The organism is Sphaerisporangium sp. NBC_01403, assembly GCF_045040145.1.
In the GTDB taxonomy this organism is placed as follows: domain Bacteria; phylum Actinomycetota; class Actinomycetes; order Streptosporangiales; family Streptosporangiaceae; genus Sphaerisporangium; species Sphaerisporangium viridialbum.
In genome coordinates, this window is the sequence record NZ_CP109534.1 from 881,321 (window position 1) to 899,478 (window position 18,158).

General features: G+C 73.0%; 19 protein-coding genes. 3 read left to right on the plus strand and 16 right to left on the minus strand.

Going from position 1 to position 18,158, the window contains the following annotated elements:
- Positions 1-5: 5 nt before the first annotated feature.
- The 13 genes from OG589_RS03755 to lanKC all read right to left on the minus strand — a co-directional run bounded on the left by OG589_RS03755 (position 6) and on the right by lanKC (position 10,867).
- The gene (locus tag OG589_RS03755) at positions 6-647 is read right to left on the minus strand and encodes a sulfotransferase family protein (RefSeq protein WP_405146177.1); all 642 of its coding nucleotides are present in this window, start codon (positions 645-647) and stop codon (positions 6-8) included.
- Between the two features lie 138 nt (positions 648-785).
- Entirely contained in the window at positions 786-1,205 is a 420-nt protein-coding gene (locus tag OG589_RS03760; protein ID WP_405146179.1) for a DUF4383 domain-containing protein, read from the minus strand.
- 157 nt (positions 1,206-1,362) lie between these two features.
- Complete coding sequence (locus OG589_RS03765) at positions 1,363-1,965, minus strand: alkaline shock response membrane anchor protein AmaP (protein WP_405146181.1); 603 nt, start codon at positions 1,963-1,965, stop codon at positions 1,363-1,365.
- A gap of 4 nt (positions 1,966-1,969) precedes the next feature.
- Positions 1,970-2,599: a DUF6286 domain-containing protein gene (locus tag OG589_RS03770; RefSeq protein WP_405146183.1), complete on the minus strand. Its 630-nt coding sequence runs from the start codon at positions 2,597-2,599 to the stop codon at positions 1,970-1,972.
- Positions 2,596-2,988 carry an Asp23/Gls24 family envelope stress response protein gene (locus OG589_RS03775; RefSeq protein ID WP_405146185.1) on the minus strand — a complete coding sequence of 131 codons (393 nt, stop codon included), beginning with the start codon at positions 2,986-2,988 and terminating at the stop codon, positions 2,596-2,598. The genes OG589_RS03770 and OG589_RS03775 overlap by 4 nt, the downstream gene beginning before the upstream one ends.
- Positions 2,985-3,176 carry a hypothetical protein gene (locus OG589_RS03780; protein WP_405146187.1) on the minus strand — a complete coding sequence of 64 codons (192 nt, stop codon included), beginning with the start codon at positions 3,174-3,176 and terminating at the stop codon, positions 2,985-2,987. The genes OG589_RS03775 and OG589_RS03780 overlap by 4 nt, the downstream gene beginning before the upstream one ends.
- A 51-nt stretch (positions 3,177-3,227) precedes the next feature.
- Positions 3,228-3,713, minus strand: a complete 486-nt coding sequence (locus OG589_RS03785) for a hypothetical protein (RefSeq protein ID WP_405146188.1) — start codon at positions 3,711-3,713, stop codon at positions 3,228-3,230.
- On the minus strand, positions 3,710-4,174 hold the full coding sequence (locus OG589_RS03790; RefSeq protein ID WP_405151952.1) for an Asp23/Gls24 family envelope stress response protein: 465 nt from the start codon (positions 4,172-4,174) through the stop codon (positions 3,710-3,712). Before OG589_RS03790 ends, OG589_RS03785 begins: the two co-directional genes overlap by 4 nt.
- Positions 4,175-4,338: 164 nt before the next feature.
- Positions 4,339-6,051, minus strand: a complete 1,713-nt coding sequence (locus tag OG589_RS03795) for an ATP-binding cassette domain-containing protein (RefSeq protein ID WP_405146190.1) — start codon at positions 6,049-6,051, stop codon at positions 4,339-4,341.
- Positions 6,051-7,865 (minus strand): ABC transporter ATP-binding protein, encoded by a 1,815-nt coding sequence (locus tag OG589_RS03800; protein WP_405146192.1) that lies wholly within the window; start codon positions 7,863-7,865, stop codon positions 6,051-6,053. The genes OG589_RS03795 and OG589_RS03800 overlap by 1 nt, the downstream gene beginning before the upstream one ends.
- Positions 7,866-7,940: 75 nt before the next feature.
- Complete coding sequence (locus OG589_RS03805; protein WP_405146194.1) at positions 7,941-8,072, minus strand: SapB/AmfS family lanthipeptide; 132 nt, start codon at positions 8,070-8,072, stop codon at positions 7,941-7,943.
- A 36-nt stretch (positions 8,073-8,108) separates the two neighbouring features.
- Positions 8,109-8,240: a SapB/AmfS family lanthipeptide gene (locus OG589_RS03810; RefSeq protein ID WP_358553676.1), complete on the minus strand. Its 132-nt coding sequence runs from the start codon at positions 8,238-8,240 to the stop codon at positions 8,109-8,111.
- Positions 8,241-8,245: 5 nt separating this feature from the next.
- Positions 8,246-10,867 carry a class III lanthionine synthetase LanKC gene (gene lanKC, locus OG589_RS03815; protein ID WP_405146197.1) on the minus strand — a complete coding sequence of 874 codons (2,622 nt, stop codon included), beginning with the start codon at positions 10,865-10,867 and terminating at the stop codon, positions 8,246-8,248.
- Between the two features lie 505 nt (positions 10,868-11,372).
- Here lanKC and OG589_RS03820 point away from each other — a divergent pair.
- Positions 11,373-11,564 carry a DUF2795 domain-containing protein gene (locus OG589_RS03820; RefSeq protein WP_405146199.1) on the plus strand — a complete coding sequence of 64 codons (192 nt, stop codon included), beginning with the start codon at positions 11,373-11,375 and terminating at the stop codon, positions 11,562-11,564.
- A gap of 86 nt (positions 11,565-11,650) precedes the next feature.
- Here OG589_RS03820 and OG589_RS03825 read toward each other — a convergent pair whose 3' ends face one another.
- Positions 11,651-12,322 (minus strand): response regulator, encoded by a 672-nt coding sequence (locus OG589_RS03825; protein ID WP_405146201.1) that lies wholly within the window; start codon positions 12,320-12,322, stop codon positions 11,651-11,653.
- Positions 12,319-13,956 carry an ATP-binding protein gene (locus OG589_RS03830; protein ID WP_405146202.1) on the minus strand — a complete coding sequence of 546 codons (1,638 nt, stop codon included), beginning with the start codon at positions 13,954-13,956 and terminating at the stop codon, positions 12,319-12,321. The genes OG589_RS03825 and OG589_RS03830 overlap by 4 nt, the downstream gene beginning before the upstream one ends.
- Positions 13,957-14,139: 183 nt before the next feature.
- Here OG589_RS03830 and OG589_RS03835 point away from each other — a divergent pair, with 183 nt between their 5' ends.
- Together OG589_RS03835 and OG589_RS03840 are read left to right on the plus strand one after the other, a co-directional pair.
- Complete coding sequence (locus tag OG589_RS03835; protein ID WP_405146204.1) at positions 14,140-15,516, plus strand: cation:dicarboxylate symporter family transporter; 1,377 nt, start codon at positions 14,140-14,142, stop codon at positions 15,514-15,516.
- Positions 15,517-15,677: 161 nt separating this feature from the next.
- Positions 15,678-17,084, plus strand: coding sequence for a pyridoxal phosphate-dependent aminotransferase (locus OG589_RS03840; protein WP_405146206.1), 1,407 nt, complete (start codon positions 15,678-15,680; stop codon positions 17,082-17,084).
- A gap of 22 nt (positions 17,085-17,106) precedes the next feature.
- Here the strand turns inward: OG589_RS03840 and OG589_RS03845 are convergent, their stop codons facing one another.
- On the minus strand, positions 17,107-18,081 hold the full coding sequence (locus OG589_RS03845) for a hypothetical protein (RefSeq protein ID WP_405146208.1): 975 nt from the start codon (positions 18,079-18,081) through the stop codon (positions 17,107-17,109).
- Positions 18,082-18,158: the final 77 nt, after the last annotated feature.

Sequence of the window (18,158 nt, forward strand, 5' to 3'; positions counted from 1 at the left end):
ACCGGTCAGCGGGTTGGGAGGTCCGGGGGGAAGGCCGCGCGGTCGTTGAGGCGCGGGAAGGGCTCGGCGGGCACGGGCACTTCGAGGAAGTCGCAGAGCGGCTCCCAGCCCCGGCTCACCTGGTAGTCCAGCAGCCGTTCGCGCGGGACGACCTCCCTGACCTCCGCGTTGTGCCGCTCGAAGCAGGCCATGACGTGCTCCCGGTCCGCTATGTCGCCCCCGAAGGAGCGGCCGGCCACGATCGCGCGGGCGAACTCGGCCAGGCGCTCGCCGTCCGGGAGCGATCGGAACCTCTCCGGGGGTTCGGGGACGCTCTCGGTGATGACCCTGAAGATGGTCGTCGCCATGGACTCGTACCAGGTGTCGGCGTCCCTGCTGGTGAGGATCACCTTCGCCTGGGGGTTCGCCTCGAACAGCTCACGCCAGAACGCCACGCACGGCCAGTCCGTGGTCGCCGCGTACCCCTCCAGCGGTGAGCGCCACGCGCCCGGCGTGCCGCCCGCCGCGGAGATCCAGTGGGGGAGATGCTCGGGATGGGTGAGCAGCTCCGTGAAGTGGTAGCACGGCGTGATGCCGAGCCTCCGCAGCGCGGCCCGCAGCGACATCGTCCCCGTCCGGCCGAAACCGGCTCCGATGATCTGTAGCATCGCGTCCCCCCGCCCTCCATGTCACCAGAAAACCGGCAAAGGGGGAGCAAGCTGGTGGTTCAGAGCACCATCCACGACAGACGCGACCGGGCCCCGGCCGCGAGGCGCGGGGCCCGGTGGAGGCGCACGCGGCGCGTGCTAGATGGGGAACGAGCCCCTGCCCGGGCGCGATGCGCGGCGCGACAGCACGACGCCGAGGCCGATCATGACGATGCCCAGCAGGAAGTGCAGCCAGTCGTCGGCGGTGTTGAGCGGGATGAAGTTGGCGGCGCTGTTGCGGCCCACCAGCAGGCCGTAGATCCACAGCAGCAGGTAGATGACGCCGCCCCAGATGAGGAAGTTGCGGGCCCCGTTCCACGTGCGCGCGAGCGTGACGCCGGCGATGCCGAAGAGCAGGTGGACGATGTTGTGCAGGACCGACACCTGGAACAGGCCGAGGAGATGCGCGTTCGAGTAGTGCCCGGCGAACCTCATGGCGCCGTAGTCGGTCGTGATGCCGGGAATGAAGCCGAGGATTCCTATCAGGAGGAAGACGATTCCCAAGACGAACGCGGCCATTTGCAGCGGCGTTCGCGTCATTTCACGCGCGTGCGCGCCCATGACACCCCCTCCATCCAATTCGACGATATGTCGTATTTATCAGCATTTCCTGGCTGGTCAGGCCGTACACGCGGCCAAAGGTCCCCGGCGGCCGGGCATGGCGCTTGAGGAAAAACTAGAAATGGGTGCGGATCGCGTGCATTCGCACGGTGGCGGGAAGGCGCTCGGTCTCCAGCGACTCACGCAGCCGGGTCACCGCCAGGTGGACGCCGTGCCGCGCGACGGCGGGATCGGCCTCGTCGGGAAGGACGACGGCCAGCGCGAGCCTCGGCTCGGCGGGGGCGCCTCCGAGGGTGGCACGCACCCTCTGGCCGCGCGCCGCGCCCTGCTCCCGCGCCGGCCGCGCCTCGCGCATGCTCTCCTCGATGTCGTCCTCCAGCGCGCTCGCGGCGGCCCGCGCGGACAGGTGCGTGGCACCGTGACCGGGGTCGGGTTCCAGGCTGAGGTACCGGATGCCGTCCAAGCGACCCTGGAGCAGGAGCCAGCGCAGGGCCAGCAGCTCGACCACCAGCGCGAGCACGGCCAGAGCGGGCCAGAACCACCCGTGCCCGGCGGCGTACGCGGCGACCGGCGGGGACACCACCTGATCGTGGCGCGGCCCGAGAAGGCGCACGCCGAGACCTCGTGCGAGCGCGGCGACCCCGGCCAGCAGGAGGACGAGGCCCACGATGAATAGGCCCACGTGGTTGACGCGGCCGGTGTGGTGGTGGTGGCTCACGGGCTCAGTCCCCTCTCTGGCGCACGGTGACGCGGACGCGCACCGGCCTCAGCGGTCGCAGCTCCTCCAGGCGCTCCACCACGGCCTGCGTGACCTGGTCGGGAAGCCCGCTCGCGTCGCGGAGCGGGGTCGAGGCCGTCACGTGCACGCGGTTACGGCGCAGGCGCACCCGCGCGCGCGACACGCCGTCCACCTTCGCCGCGACGGTCGCGAGGTGGCGGCTCAGCCCGGTACGGGTGATGCCGGTGACCGTCCGCGGATCCTCCGACGCGATCGGGATCGCCCGGGGACGTCCGGGGGTCAGCGCCAGGATCAGGAGCCAGATCCCGAGCACGCAGGCGACCGCCGCCGTGGTGAGGGCCGCCGGGTCACTCCAGTGGGCCCGGCCGATCGGGCCGAGCCAGGTCAGGGGCGGCACCTGGGCACGCCCGCGCGCCAGCGCCGCCACCGCTCCGACGAAGGTCACCAGGGCGGCGGCGGCCAGCAGCAGCGCGGTCACGGCCGCCGCCACCGTCCGGCGGGGACGGAACTCGCGGGTCGCGGCCCGCCGCTGGGCCCGCTCGTCCGGCGGCGGGGTCAGCGGATCGGTTCCGGGACCCTGGCCGGCGTCGTGGTGGAGCTCTGGCGAGGTCACAGCACGTGCCTTTCCTGCTCCGCCGGGTGGACGAGCCGGGCGACGTCGATGTCGACCTGCCGGGCGTCCAGGCCGGTCAGCTCGCGGACGCGCGCCATCACGTGGTCGCGGACGCGGTGGACGACCTGCAGGATCGGCGCGGGGTAGGTCACAGACAGCGTCACCTTCACGATCGCGAGACGCCCGTCGGCGTGGGCGCTGACCTTCGGGGTCGTGCCGGTCGTGCCGCGCCCAAGAGGCACGTTGAGCAGCCGGGGCGCGGTCCCGCCGACCTGGTCCACCTCGGTCACCGCGAGGGCGGCGACGCGCTCCAGCACCCGGTCGGAGATCTCGGTGCGCCCGCGGGCCTCCGCCGGCGGCACGCCGGGAGCGTGGGTTCCGGTGTTCACTGACGTCTCCGGCCGCCCAGCAGTCCGCTCATGTCGAGCTCGCCGGTCAGCGCGCGGCCGACCAGGAACCCGATTACGCCGAGGACCAGCACGATGAGGAACGCGGTCAGGCCGCCGACCACCACGGCGAACCCGAGCGCGGTGCCGAACAGCAGGCCGATCGCCGGCCAGAAGCGGGTCTCATCCATATCGCTCACCTTCCACTGCGCAGAGGCACTCGCCGGGTCCGGCGGCGCCGCTCACGGGGACTCCGGGGTGTCTCCCGGCCCCCCGGGGGAGGCCGCGTCGTGCGCGGTCGGGCCGATGTTCTCGCGTTCTCCGGTGTCCTTCCGGGCGCCGGGTCGCGGGTCCTCTCCGGGTGTCCCGGGCTCGCCGATGTCGGTGATGCGCACGTGGATGGGCAACCCGGGCGCCAGCGGCCCGACGGCGTCGCGCACCTCGGCGGCGATCTCGGCGAGCGGGCGCCCGTACCGGACGACCACGGCGACCTCCACCTCGGTCTCGCGGACGGCCACCCCGGGCACGGTGCGGCCGGAGAGGTAGGTGGCCACCGGGCCCCCTGCGAGGGAGGCGACGTCCGGGCAGTTCGTCACCGCCCGGGCGACGCGGTCCGCCAGTCGCTCCTCGGGCGGCCTGGCGCCCCCGCTGGCTCCCCGCGTCCCCCGGGCGCCCGTCTCCGGACGCGCCGTCCCGGGCGCGTCCCCGGCACCGGCCTGCGGGGTCATCGGACGCGGGCCTCCTCCGGCTCGGCCGCCTCGTCGCCGGGCAGGTGAAGGTCGTCGACGTTGATGTTGACCTCGGTGACCTCCAGGCCGCACATGCCCTCCACCGCGTCGATCACGTTGTGCCGGATGCCCGCCGCCAGGTCCGGGATCGACACCCCGTACTCCACGATCACGTCGAGGTCGATCGCCGCCTGGCGCTCGCCCACCTCGACCGCGACCCCCTGGGCGACACCCCCGCTTCCCCCGGTCAGGCGCTCGCGCACGACGCCCAGCGCCCGTGACATCCCGGCGCCCAGCGCGTACACCCCGGACACCTCCCGGGCCGCCATCCCCGCGATCTTCGCCACCACGGTGTCGGCGATCGTCGTCCTGCCCCGCTCGCTCACGAGTTCAGCGTTACCGCGCTGCGATCCGGTGCGTACGGCTCCGACGTCGGACGAGCGCCCCGGCGTCTCGTTCATCTGTGTGCTCACCTTGTTGTCCTCCGTTCCAGCAGGGCTCGCCTGCGTCGCCGAATAGGAAGGCACAACCGGCGTTATTACCCACGTACCCCCACGTAAGGTGATATAAGGCTATTTTAGGCCGAATGTCCGATTTTTGCTCTCCGGATGGGTGTGGCTTCCGGTCAGGCCTCGGTGGTGACCGGGGATTCCCAGCGGCCCATCAGGTCCCGGTAGAGCGGCGAGGCCGCGACCATCTCCTCGTGCGTGCCCACCTGGGCCCGCGTGCCGTCCATGACCAGCACCCGCCGCGCGCGCAGCGCCGAGGTGAGGCGGTGGGCGATGACGATGAGCGTCCCGTCGCGGCCCGCGAACGCCTCCTCGGCCCTGGCCTCGGCGGCCGGGTCCAGGTGGCAGGTCGCCTCGTCGAGCAGGACCAGCCTGGCGGGGGACAGGTAGGCCCTGGTCAGGGCGATGAGCTGGCGTTCCCCCGACGACAGCTCGGACGGGTCGACCTCGGCCGCGTAGCCGCCCAGCCTGCGCGCCAGATCGGTCATGCCGACCGCGTCCACCGCCTTGTCGATCTCCGACTCCGAGGGCTCGTCCGCCAGGTACGTCAGGTTCTCGCCCAGCGTGCCGCGGAAGACGTACGCCTCCTGCGGGATGAGGACGCGGGCCCGGCACAGGTCGGCCCGGTCGAGGTTCCCGACGGGGACCCCGCCGATGAGGATCCGCCCGGAGCGCGGCCGGAGGATCCCGGCGACCAGCGCGGCCACCGTGGACTTGCCGATGCCGCTCGGGCCGACGACGGCGAGATGGTCGCCGTCCCGCACGGCGAGGTCCAGGTCGGAGATCACCGGGTCGGCGCGCGGGCCGTACGCGAACGTCACCCCGCGCAGCCGCAGCAGCACGCCCCTCGGCAGCTTCGCGGAGCCCGGCGCCGCCGCCGCGGGCCGCGCGCTGGTCTGGACGATGCGTTCGAGCGCCACCACCAGGCGCACGCCGTTGACCCCGACGCCCTGCACGAGGCTGCCGAGCGCGGGCGTCAGCGACTGCGCCACGTACGTCAGCGTGCCGAGGATGACGCCGGCCGTCGCGCCGTCGCGGACCAGGGAGGGCGTGGCCGCCAGCACCATCAGGATGGGCAGCCACCCGCCCACGGCCAGCGAGAGCGTCCGGGCGGCGGTGAGCCGGGCGAGCGACCGGCTCGTGCGGGCCTGGTGGTCCACATCCCGGCCGACGCCGGCGGCCACGCGCTCCTCGGCCCCGCAGGCGGTGACGTCACGCAGGCCGTCCACCATGGCGGCCACCGACGCCGAGGTGCGCTCCTCGGCCAGGATGAGCTCCCGCTGGAGCCTCGCCATGGCAGGCAGGGACATCAGGAAGAGCGCCAGCCCGGCCACCAGGGGCAGGATCACCAGGGGCAGCACGGCGCCCATCAACGTCAGCACCCCGAGCACCACCCCCACCACCGAGAACAGGAACGACCTGACCACGGCGATCACGGCGCCGAAGGAGTCCCTGGCGAGCTCCACCTGGCGGTTGAGCCGTGCCACGGCGGCGCTGTCCGGCCCCGCGCCCGAGGTGGCCGCCCGGTGCAGCGTGCCCCCGACCACCCGCCGCAGCAGCGTGTCGCGGAACGGCTCGACGACGGCGGCGATCGACAGGAGCACCTGCCGCGCGCCGACCGCCGCCGCCAGCCAGGCGGCGGCCAGCATCGCCAGCCAGCCGAGGCCGGTCATCGGACGGCCCGCGGCGAACCCGTCGTCCAGCGCGTGCGCGATGGCCTGGCCGGAGGCGAACGACGGCGCCGCCTCGGCGAACGACCACGCCAGCAGCCGGACCAGGTGGCGTGGCCGCCGCCGCAGCGCCTCCCACAGCAGGTCGCGGACCGCCATCACCGCTCCGCGACCTGGAAGACCGCGCGGTAGGCGGGGTCGCGCCACAGGACCTCGTGCGGGCCCCGTCCCCGGATCCGCCCGTCCTCCAGCCAGACGACCAGGTCGGCGCGCGCCGCCGTCGCGGCCCGGTGGGCGACGATCAGCCGCGTGCGGTCACGGAGCTCCTCGGTGAGCGCCCTGGCCACCTGGTACTCGGTGACGGTGTCCAGGCTGGAGGTGGCGTCGTCGAGGATGAGCAGCCGCCCGCCGTGCGCGAACGCCCTGGCCAGCCCGACGCGCTGCCTCTCGCCTCCCGACATGGGGGCCTCGCCGACCAGCGTGTCGTACGAGCGGGGGAGCTTGCGGATGAACGGGTCGGCCGCCGCGGCCACGGCGGCGCTCCTCGCCACGTGCGGCGCGCGTCCGACCGCGATCGCCTCGGCCAGCGTGGCACCGAAGAGGACCGGCCGCTCGAACGCGTACCCGACGGCGCGGCGCAGCGCCGCGCGGCCGAGGCGGGGCAGCGGCACCCCGTCCAGCAGCACCTCGCCGCCGTCGGGGTCGGCCAGCCGCCCGGCGACGGCGGCGAGAAGGGACTTGCCGCTTCCCGACCTGCCGACCACGGCCATCGCCGCGCCCCCGGGCACCACGAGGTCGATGCCGCGCAGCACGGGCCTGCCGTCCACGCTCACGGTGACATCCCGCAGCTCCAGCCGCCCGCACGGCCCGTGCCCGCGTCCGGCCCGCGGCACGTCCGGATCCGGCGCGCCGTGCCTGTCGCCGTGCCCGTCCCTGTGCCCGTCGCCCGGCTCGGAGAGGTGGTGGTCACCGGGCAGGTCGTCGGGGCCGTACGCCATGGCGGGCTGGTCGAGCACGTGACGGACGCGCCGGGCCGCCGAGCGGGCGCGTCCGAGCCTGTTGAGGTAGCCGAGCGCGGAGCCGATGCCCGCGCCGAGCACCGCGTACCGCGCCGCCGCGAACAGCTCCCCGACGCTCAGCTCGCCCGCTGCCAGCCTGAGGCCGCCCACCCCGATCACCGCCGTCTCCAGCAGCGGGACGACGATGGCCGCCTGGACGCCGGCGCGGGCGTTGACGCGCCACAGGGCGAGGCCGTGGGCGCGCAGGCGCGGCAGCGGCTTCAGCACGCGCTCGGTCTCCAGGTCCTCGGTCCCCGCGGCGGCGATGGTGCGCGCGCCGGACAGCGCGTCGATCAGCCGGGAGGCGATGTCGCTCTGCGCCTCCTGGTAGCCCGTCGCGACGGCCGTCGCCTCCCGCAGAAACGCGCGCAGGACCACCCCGATGAGGGCGAGCCCGACGGAGAACGCCACGGCGAGCCAGGGGTCGATGAGCGCGAGGGCGACGAGGGACCCGGCCGCCGGCACGAGCAGGGCCACGGCCGTGATCAGCGCCTCGGGGGCGGCCCCCACCTCCTCGGTGTTGGCTCCCGCCCTGGTGACCAGGTCGCCGGCCGGGAGGCGCCGCGAGATCGCGGGACCGGCGGCCAGCACGTGCCGCACGACGCGCTCCCGAAGCCAGCGGGCGGCCTGCGCGCCGCCGGATCCTGCCGCGAGGACCGCCACGGCGTCGCACGCGACCACCGTGACGACGAGCGCCACGCAGACCAGGAGGGCGTCGGCGATGCCGGCGCCGGGAGTGACGAGCAGGTCGACCGCGCGGCCCAGCGCGCCGGGGAGCAGAAGCTCGACCACGGCGCCGGCCAGCGCGGTCACGGCGTACACCGCGGGCCAGCGGCCACTGCGGCGCAGCACTTCGAACAGAAGCCGGTCCGCCGTCCGGTCCACCTGGCCGCCTGGCGCCTGGGCGTCCGACATCGCAGGTTTTCCTTCCGAGGGATCCGGGAATGAACAGGCCTGGAGCGGCCGGACAGGGCCGCTCCAGGCGATGTGTCAGTTGCCGCAGAGCAGGCTGAGGCTGCTGTTCTCGTGGGGGGTGCACCCCAGGAGGCTGAGGTTGCTGCCACCGCCGCCGCCGTGGCCGCCGCCGGGGAGTTCCATCTCCTGCAGGTCGAGAAGCGCCATTTCGGTTACGCCCTTTCGTTTGGAGTTGCCGGGTGATCAGTTGCCGCAGAGGATGCTGAGGCTGCTGTTCTCGTGGGGGGTGCACCCCAAGAGGCTGAGGTTGCTGCCACCGCCGCCGCCGTGGCCGCCACCCGGGATCTCCATCTCCTGAAGGTCCAGAAGCGCCATGTAAGTCACCTCCTTCCGTCGCTCGTCGGGTCCGCCGTCCCGGCGGGAATGCCGGGCGGGGAGATCAGGGGCAGGGCCACCGGCCGGTCGTGCAGCACGGTGCCCAGCGCGAGGACCACTCCGGCGGTGCCGGTGGCGAGGTCCATCGAGAGCCGGAGAAGCTGGTTGCCGGGGAAGGCGAGCCCGCCGCCGTACGGCATGGCGTGCCAGCCGAGGCGGGCGATCTGGTCGGCCACCTCGGGCGCGTCGCGGCCGACGCCGGGCCGCAGCCCCGTGCCGAGAGCCGCGATCATGCCGGCCCGGCCAGCGAACAGGCCCGACTGCACGTAGTAGTCCAGGGTCGCGACCGGGCCGATGTCCTCAAGAGCCCGCCGGAAGTCCTCGTCCTCGCGGTGCGCGAGGTACTGGCGCAGGACCAGCCCGATGCCGGCCGAGCCCTCGTCCAGGTACGGATTGGTCCGCCAGCCCTGCTGGACCTGGAGCTGCCCGTCCTCGCGGCGGGTGCAGCGGCGCAGGTCCTGACGCAGCGCGACGCTCGCGTGCTCCAGCAGCGCGGCGTCGCCCGTGGCCTCGTACGCCCGCAGGAACAGCAGCGCGGGACCGGACGAGCCGCGCATCAGCCCGGCGTGCGGGTTGGTCCCTCCGCTGACCTCGGGCACGCTGTCGACGGCGCCGAGCCGGCCGGCCACCATGTCGGCGACGGTGAGCGCCGTCCGTTCGAGGTCGCGCTCCCCGGTCACCCGGGCCAGGTGGAGCAGGTTGAGCCCGATGCCGGCGAGGCCCGCGTACAGGCTCTGGCCGAGCTGGTCCCACTTCTCCCGCAGGCACAGGGCGGCCAGGTCCAGGGCGTCCTGCCGGCGGCCGAGCGCCTCGAAGGCGTAGGCCACGCCGTGCAGGCCGTCGTAGAAGCCGAGGCCGGTGCCGGGCTCGGGGGCCATGGCGCGCTCGCGGAGCCACGCCTCGTGCTCGGGGAACCGCCCGGCATCGGTCGCGGCCAGCGCGTACAGCACGCCCGCCGCGCCGCCGGCCAGGTTGAGCCCGCCGCCGGGCTGGAACTGCGCCGCGTCGCCGGGGAACAGGCGGTCGGGCCGCTCCGGGGTCGCGGAGGCCAGGATGGCCCGGCACGCCGCGTCCCTGACCGAGGTCCAGGGGGCCGTGCCTGGCAGGGGGAGCTCGCGCATCGCCCGCAGGCCCGCCGCTCCCCGCTCCGTCTCGGTGTCCTTGCCCAGGATGGTCCGTACGGCCTCGTCCACGTAGGCGGGGGGGACCGGGAAGGTGTCGCGCACCAGCTTGGCGAGGTGGGTCACCTTGGCCCGGTGCAGGGGGATCAGCACCGTCGACATCGGGGCGAACAGGTTGAGCCGCATGCAGGCCAGGGCGTAACGGTCCGCCTCCACGCCGAGCCGGTCGGCGGGCGGGCAGAAGCCGGGGTGGGCCAGGGTCGGGCGCGCCCTGTTCTCGGCCAGGCTCGCGACCTCGAAGTCGATCAGCACGACGCGCTCGCCCTCGACCAGCACGTTGAAGGGGTGCAGGTCTCCGAAGACGACCCCGCGCCCGTGCAGCGCGTCCACCGCCCGCTCGACGCGGGCCAGCATGCCGAGCGTCCACTCGGTGTACTCGGCGGCGTCCTCGGGGGTGATGACCGCGCGGGTCAGCGGGTGCCTGTGGACCGACTCCTGGCTCAGCGTGGTCCCGTCCACGAACTCCTGGACGAGGAACTCGTGGTCGCCGAGGGTGAAGTAGTCGTGCAGGGCGGGGACGACGTCCAGGCCTTCGAGCCGCCGCAGGATCTCGGCCTCGTGCCGCAGGCGGGTGACCGCGTCGCGGCCGGCCGCGTCGAGCCCGGCGTGCGGCCTGGCCTCCTTGAGCACGACCTGGCCGCCGGTACGGGTGTCCCGCGCCTTGTAGACGCCGCCGCCGTTGGAGAAGTGCAGCACTTCCTCGATCTTGTACGGCAGGTCCGTGGTGGTGACCGCGTTGCGCGCGGCCAGGTGGGGCGCGAGGAAGGCCGGCAGGGTGACCCATGACGGGGGCGAGAACGCCGGCCCCCGCCGGTCGGGCACCAGGACGCCGTCGGCGTCCGCGATGGCGAGGACCCGCTCGCGGTTGCCCGTCAGGCAGTAACGCTCGGCGAAGCCGCCGTACCGCACGAAGAGGGGGCCGTCCCCGATGCGCAGGTCGCTGAGGATGTACGGGCCCCGGACGCCGTGCAGCAGCTCGTCCAGCTCCTTGACCACGAGCTCGAGCTCGTCCTCGTCGCCCGGGTAGATCGTGACCAGCTTGCCGCTGCTTCCCCGGTCGGCGTACTTGGAGTTGAGCATCATGACGACGCGCGGGCCCCGGAGGAACTTGAAGCTCAGCCGGCGGTCCACGCAGTAGTCCCAGACCGCGTCCAGCGCCTTCTCGGCGTCCTCCAGGCAGGAGGAGACGTGAATCTTCCAGCCCTGGAGGGGTAGCGAACGGTCCTTCGGGCCGTAGTGCAGCCAGGTGTCGGTCGCCCGGTGCTCCCACCCGGCCGGCACGTCCCTACTCGCCAGGGGAAAGTCAGGGTGCTTCGTGCGCTGGTTGTCAAGGGTGTCGTAAAACAGTGGATCGGCTAGGCAATAGATCTCATATCTGTCGATCATGTCCCACACCCCTCTCAGCGCTCGATCGCTAGGAGGAGAATTACGGATAACCCCCGCCGTGCCTAGTGACGGTATCCATTGGTGTCATATGCCAGTGTCACTATTGCTTTCATGATGACTGTCACAGTCGATGTGATTGACCTGTGATTCTCCAGGAAGAGCTACATGACGGGGAGTTCAGGAAAATTCCTTGGATGACCTGGTTTGGCGAGGGATGGAGGGGACATGGCCCCTGGCCTGCTACAGAACATTGCTCGGGAATCGTCCGGGGTGCCGCCTGCCGAACCTCCGTCCGCTTCCAGCCGGCGTTCCTCGTAGCGTCTCGCATTTGGCCTGGTTTGTCCCGAACTAGGATTCCGGTCGGGAGTAAGCCCGGCTGTGAAGTCCCCTGGAGTGATCGTGATCGGGATGCAAAGACTCGCGCGTCCGGCTTCTCTGAGGTGGAATGACCGGTTTCTCCGCGTCTGAGGTGGGACAGGAACCACCTTGCGACAAAGGAGGAAACATGACGCAGGTGGACTTCATCCACGTTCAGAAGTTTCTGTCCGGGGTTGACTACCCCGCGACGAAGGATCAGCTTCTGGAGCACGGCAAGCGGCAGGGTGCCGACAAGCAGGCGATGGAAGCCCTGAAGCGGCTCCCCGAGAAGGAGTACGACGGTCCGAACGCGGTGAGCAAGGCGCTCGCCGGCTCCTGACCGAAGGCCTGGGTCGTCCTTCACGCGCATCGTCGCCGCCGTGCCACCTGTCGGCCCGGCGGCGACGTCCAGGAGCGCGGCCCGGCTCAGACGATCTGGTAGAGCAGCTCGGGACGCCCGAGCCCGCCGTACTGCGGCACCCTGCGCACGCCCCCGGTGTCGACGAGATGCTCCAGGTAGCGCCGGGCCGTCACGCGCGAGACGCCGATCGCCGAGCCGACGGCCTGGGCCGACACCCCGCCGGGGGACTTGCGCAGCTCGCCCGCCACGGCCTCCAGGGTGGGCCCCGTCATCCCCTTGGGCAGGGGGCCGAGGGTGGTGCCCCTGAGGGCGGACAGCGCCCGGTCCACCTCTCCCTGGCCGCTGACCTCCCCTGACCCGCCGACGGACGACCGGAACTCCGCGTACCGCCTGAGCTTCTCGCTCAGCACGGCGAAGGTGAACGGCTTGAGCAGGTACTGCACGACCCCCACCGACACCGCCGACCGCACCACCGACAGGTCGCGCGCGGAGGTGACGGCGATGACGTCGCAGAAGACGCCCGCCGCCCGCAGCGCCCGGCACACGTCCAGCCCGTGCATGTCCGGCAGGTAGAGGTCCAGGAGCACCAGATCGGCCGGCCTGCGCCGGAGGAAGCGCAGGGCCTCGCCGCCCGAGCGCGCCACCCCGGCGACCTCGAAGCCCTCCATCCGCTCCACGTAGAGGCGGTTGGCCTCGGCGGTGAGCTCCTCGTCCTCGACGATCAGAACCGAGATCACGGCCGCGCCCCCTCATCCTCCGGCGGCGCCGAGGGCGCGCGGCCGTCCGGGAGCGGGAGCCGCACGGTGAACACCGCCCCCTCGCCGCCGTGCGTGACCTCGATCGTGCCGCCGAGGCGGCGCACCGCCTGGCCGGTCATGGCCAGCCCGAGACCCCGGCCGTCGCCCTTGGTCGTCCATCCCCGCCGGAAGACGTCCTTGGCGGTCTCCGCGCCGACGCCCGGCCCGCTGTCGGCGACGCGGATCAGGAACGTGCCGTCCTCAGCGCGCAGGTGGACGCGCACGCGGGCGGGCGGCGGGGCGGTCATGGCGGCCTCGGCCGCGTTGTCGATGAGGTTGCCGAGGATGGTCACCAGGTCGCGGCCGTCGAGGGGGACGTCGTCCAGCTCGCTGTCCGGGCTGAGGGAGAGCTCGACGCCACGCTCGGCGGCGTCGGCGGTCTTGCCGAGGAGCAGTGCCGCGATCACGGGCTCGCGCACCGCGCCGACCACCCGGTCGGTGAGCTGCTGGGCGGCCCTCAGCTCGGCCGTGGCGAAGGACACCGCCTGCTCGGCGCGGCCCAGCTCGACCAGCGTGACGACCGTGTGCAGCCGGTTGGCCGCCTCGTGGGCGGCGGAGCGCAGCGACTCGGCGAAGCCGCGCTCGGCGTCGAGCTGGCCGGTGAGCGCCTGCAGCTCGGTGTGGTCGCGCAGCGTCACCACGGTGCCGAGCGGCCGGGCGCCGGAACGCACCGCGGAGGCGCTCACCACCAGCACCCGGTCGTGGGTCAGGTGGATCTCGTCGGCGCGGTCCTCGCCGGAGGAGAGCAGCCCGGCCAGCGAGGACGGGAGCCCGAGCTCGGTGACGTGCCGCCCCTCCGCGTCGCCGGGCAGGCCGAGCAGCTCGCGCGCGCCGTCGTTGGCGAGCGTCAGCCGGTGCTCGCCGTCCACGAGGAGCAGCCCCTCGCGGACCGCGTGCAGGATCGCGTTGTGGTGCTCGTAGATGCGGCTCAGCTCGGCCGAGCGCAGGCCGTGCGTCTGGCGGCGCAGGCGCGTGCCCACCAGGTACGTGCCCGCGGTGCCCGCCGTCAGGCCGAGCAGCCCGGTGAGCACGGCCGCCGCGATCTGCTCCCGTAGCTGCGCGCTGATCTTGTCGATGGTGATGCCCGCGCTGACCAGCGCCCGCACGTCGCCGGCCGCGTCGAGTACGGGCGTGACCGCGCGCACCGAGGGGCCGAGCGTGCCGGTGTAGGTCTCGGTGAAGGTGTGCCCCGCGAGGGCGGGGGCGGTGTTGCCGAGGAAGCGCCCGCCGATCTGCAGCCGGTTCGGGTGGGTGTACCTGCGGCCCTCCCTGCTCATGATCGTGATGAAGTCCAGCCCGGCGGAAAGGCGGACCCGCTCCGCGTACGGCTGGAGCGCCACCGAGGGGTCGGGGTCGTCCAGGGCGGCGAGCACGGCGGGGGAGGCGGCCACGCTGATCGCCACGGCGCTGGTGGTCCTGCCCGCCTCGTCGTCCAGCAGCTGGCGCACGTGGAAGAAGGCGAGCAGGGTGCCGCCCGCCACCGTGATCCCGACGACGACGATCTGGAGCACGAGCATCTGCCGCGCGAGGCTCCATCGCCCGAGCCTCGCGGTGATCGTCGTCAGGGTTTCCACTTTCACCAGTTCAGGGGGTTCGCAGGGTCATGGATCTCGCACTGTGGCGGGGTGGCGCCGGTGAGAACGGCGATGAACGAAATGTACGCAATAGTGACCCAGGTCACTACCAGGGCGCATAGTCACTCGACCGAAGCCTCACTTCCTCCGTACCCGTGTACGAAAAGACATAAGGAGGGTCGCGTGACCACACCCGTATCCCCGGCGCACCGGGACCGTACCCGCTATCTCTACCTGGCGGTAATCGTGGCGGTGCTGGCCGGGATCGTGGTCGGGCTCCTGGCCCCCGACGCCGGCGTGGCGCTCAAGCCTCTTGGGACGGCCTTCGTGGCCCTCATCAAGATGATGATCAGCCCCATCATCTTCTGCACCATCGTCCTCGGCGTCGGATCGGTGGCCCAGGCCGCCAAGGTCGGCAAGGTCGGCGGCCTCGCCATCGGCTACTTCCTCCTCATGTCCACGGTCGCGCTGGTGATCGGCCTGGTGGTCGGCAACCTGGTGCACCCGGGCGAGGGCCTGCAGCTGACCGACGAGCTGCGCAAGGCCGCGGAGGACCAGGCGGCCAAGGGCGGCGAGAGCGACACCACCTCGTTCCTGCTCGGCATCATCCCGGCGACCTTCGTCTCGGCCTTCACCGAGGGCCAGGTGCTGCAGACGCTGCTGGTGGCCCTGCTCACCGGCTTCGCGCTCCAGGCGATGGGGGAGCGGGCGGCGCCGATGCTCAACGGGCTGGCGCACATCCAGCGGCTCGTCTTCCGCGTCCTGGCGATGATCATGTGGGCCGCCCCGGTGGGCGCGTTCGGCGCGATGGCGGCGGTGGTCGGCGCGGGCGGGTTCGGCGCGCTGCAGAGCCTGGCCCTGCTCATGATCGCCTTCTACGTCACCTGCCTGCTGTTCGTCGGCCTCGTCCTCGGGCCGATGCTGTGGTTCGGGGCCGGGATGAACCTGCTGTCGCTGCTGCGCTACCTCGGCAGGGAGTTCCTGCTCATCCTGTCGACCTCCTCCTCGGAGTCCGCGCTGCCGCGCCTGATCGCCAAGATGGAGCACCTCGGGGTGAGCCGCGCGGTCGCGGGCATCACCGTGCCGACGGGGTACTCCTTCAACCTCGACGGCACCGCCATCTACCTCACGATGGCCACGCTGTTCGTGGCGCGCGCGACGGGCGCGCCGCTCTCGGTCGGGGAGCAGGTGTCGCTGCTGGTCTTCATGATCATCGCGTCGAAGGGCGCCGCGGGCGTCACCGGCGCGGGGCTCGCGACGCTGGCGGGAGGGCTCCAGTCGCACCGGCCCGAGCTGGTGGACGGCGTCGGCCTCATCGTGGGCATCGACCGGTTCATGTCCGAGGCCCGCGCGCTGACCAACTTCGCCGGCAACGCGGTCGCCACCGTGCTGATCGGCACATGGGTGCGGGACTTCGACAGGGAGCGCGCCGAGGAGGTGCTCTCCGGGCGGATCCCGTTCGACGAGGCCACGTTCGTGGACGAGCAGGACGGCGGCGCGCCGCCCCCACCGGCCTCCGAGGAGCGCGTCCCCGCGATGTCGCCCGACGCCGGCCGCTGAGGCCGTCCCCGCGATGTCGCTCGATGCCGGCCGCTGAGGCCGTCCTTGCGAGGGGGCCCGCCGCGGGCCCCCTCGCAAGTGGGATGAACCGGCGACGGCCGGGCCGCGTACCTCCAGGTGTCACACCCCGCGGACGCCCACCGTCATGGAGGAGGCCACCGTTGGCCGGTTCCACCGATCTCAACCCGCTGCGCTCGGAGAGCCCCTCGTACTCCTCGCTCGCGCGGGGAGGCTCCGGGCCGTACGGTGCTCCGGCGGACTTCCGCGTCCCCCGCAACCCGTACTTCCCCACCCCGGAGATGTCGGAGCTGCTCGGGAGGAAGGTCGCCGCCGCCCTGACGAGCTACCCGGGCGACGCCGGCACCGTCGCCGCCGAGCTGAGCGCGGTGCTCGGGCTCAACGCCCGGACGGTCGTCATGGGCAACGGGTCCGCCGAGCTGATCGCCTGGATCGACCACCTGCTCGTCCGCGAGAGCCTCGCCGTCCCGATCCCGGCCTCCGGCCGCTGGACCGGCCGTTCGCTGGAGACCGGCAAGCGCGTCGACATGTTCCCCCTGCAGGAGGCCGAGGGCTTCGCGCTGGACGTGGACGCCTACGTGCGGTTCGTACGGAAGCGGGGGTCGAGGGTCGCGGTCGTCTGCAACCCCGGCGACCCCGACGGCGGTTACCTCCCGCGCGCCCAGGTCGGCGACCTGCTCGACAGGCTCTCCGACCTGGACCTCGTGATCGTGGACGAGTCGTCCATCGACTTCGTGGACGCCGAGCGGAGCCCGAGCGTGGCCGACGAGGCCGCCATCAGGCCCAACGTGATCGTGCTGAGGAGCCTGACCGGGAACTTCGGCCTGCACGGCATCCGCCTCGCCTACCTGGTGGCGAACCCGGCCCTGGCGGGCAAGGTCCGCCGCATGCTGCCCAGGGGGAGCCTGAGCTCCTTCGCCGAGCCGGTCGTCCACCTGCTCAGGGAGCACGCGCGCGAGTACCAGGACAGCCTGCGGCTGGTGGCGGCGGACCGCCGGTCGATGCTCCAGCGGCTGTCCGCGCTGCCGGGGCTCACGGTGTACCCGTCGCAGGCGAACTTCCTGCTGGTCAGGCTGCCTGAGGGCAAGGACGGCGCGGCGCTGTGCGACCACCTCCGCTCGGCGCACGACGTGCTCGTGCGCGACTGCGGCGACAAGCTGGGGTCGAGCGGCAGGTTCCTGCGCCTGGCGGTGGCGCCGAGGCAGGACGCGGAGCGCCTGGTCGACGCGCTGCACTCCTCGCTGTTCTCCGTGGGGAACGGCAGGGCCGCCGCCGCCATCGGCGCCGCACCCTCCCCTCAGGCCGGCACCGCGTACGTCATGGACTCCTACGCCGCCACCCCGTACTACCGCGACCCCACCGCGCCGTCCTCGTACCAGAGGGAGCTTCCCGCGGCGCCGTCCTACCAGGGGGACCCGTTCGTGGTGGGGAGTGACGACCCCCGGCACGGGCGCCTGGACCCGCTGGACACCACCTCCCGCTGGACGTTCGACGCCAATACCTCCCCCTTCAGCGCCGTGAGGCCCAGGTACGACGGGGGCCGGCCCTGATCGCCCGGCACGCCGGCCGAGGTCAGCCCGGGCGGCCGGCGCGGTAGACGGCCTTGGTGAGCGCGGTGAGGCGGGCGGAGGAGTCCTTGAACGAGGCCCCGGCCGGCTGGAGGGTGAGCACGGCGACGATCAGGCGGTCTCCCTTGCCGATCAGGCCGGTGGTGTGGAGCACCGGACGGCTGAAGTTCACCGGGGGCCTGGCCGCCGCCTCCGAGACGCTGGTCGCTCGCGTGCCCGCGCACCGCACGGCGGGGGTGGATCCGTACCCCGACCAGCCCTGCTTGACCGCCCACGGCCGGGGGAGGGCGCTCGGGATGCCGAAATACTGGTCGAAGTCGTCGGCGGCGCACCGTGTGGCGTTCCGCAGGTGGCCGAGCACCAGGTCGCGCACCTGGGGATCCGCCCGTTCCAGCAGGTAGCGGTACGTCCGCACGACGTCCGCCGCGCTGAGCGCGGTGTAGCCCCAGAAGCCCGGCTTGGACGCGGGCGGCCGCCCGGTGTCGGTCAGGCCCGCGCGGCGGACCATCCGGTCGACGATCGCCCCCTGGCCGCCGCGCTTCCAGAAGGCCGTCGCGGCGTCGTCGTCGCTGGAGCGGAGCATCCGCCTGAGCAGGTCGCGGTCGCGGGCGGGGACGGCCGTGCCCGGCCCGCGCGACTCCAGGTAGTCGAGCGCGATCAGGATCTTGACGACCGACGCCGACCTGAACCTGGTGTGCACCTTGTACCCGAGCGTCGCCCTGCCCGTGGTGCGGTCGAAGACCATGTAGCCCGCCGCCGTGCCGGGCGGCACCCTGGGCGGACGTACGGCCGCGGGGGTGCCCGTCTCCGGCGCCGCCTTGGCGGTGGACTGCCGGGCGCCGCCGCCCGCCGCCGAGGGGCCCGCCGCGGGGGTGCCCGCCGCCGCTGTGTCGGCCGCTGTGTCCGCCGCCGGCCGTACGGCCCCGCAGGCCGCCGTGAGGGCGGCGGTGAGGGCGATCACCAGCGGCGCACGGCGCATTAGCCACATCATTCTCCATGCCTACCAGAGCGGACATCTCCGGCGCTCCCGATCGGGCGACCCCGCCCGCGGCCCGG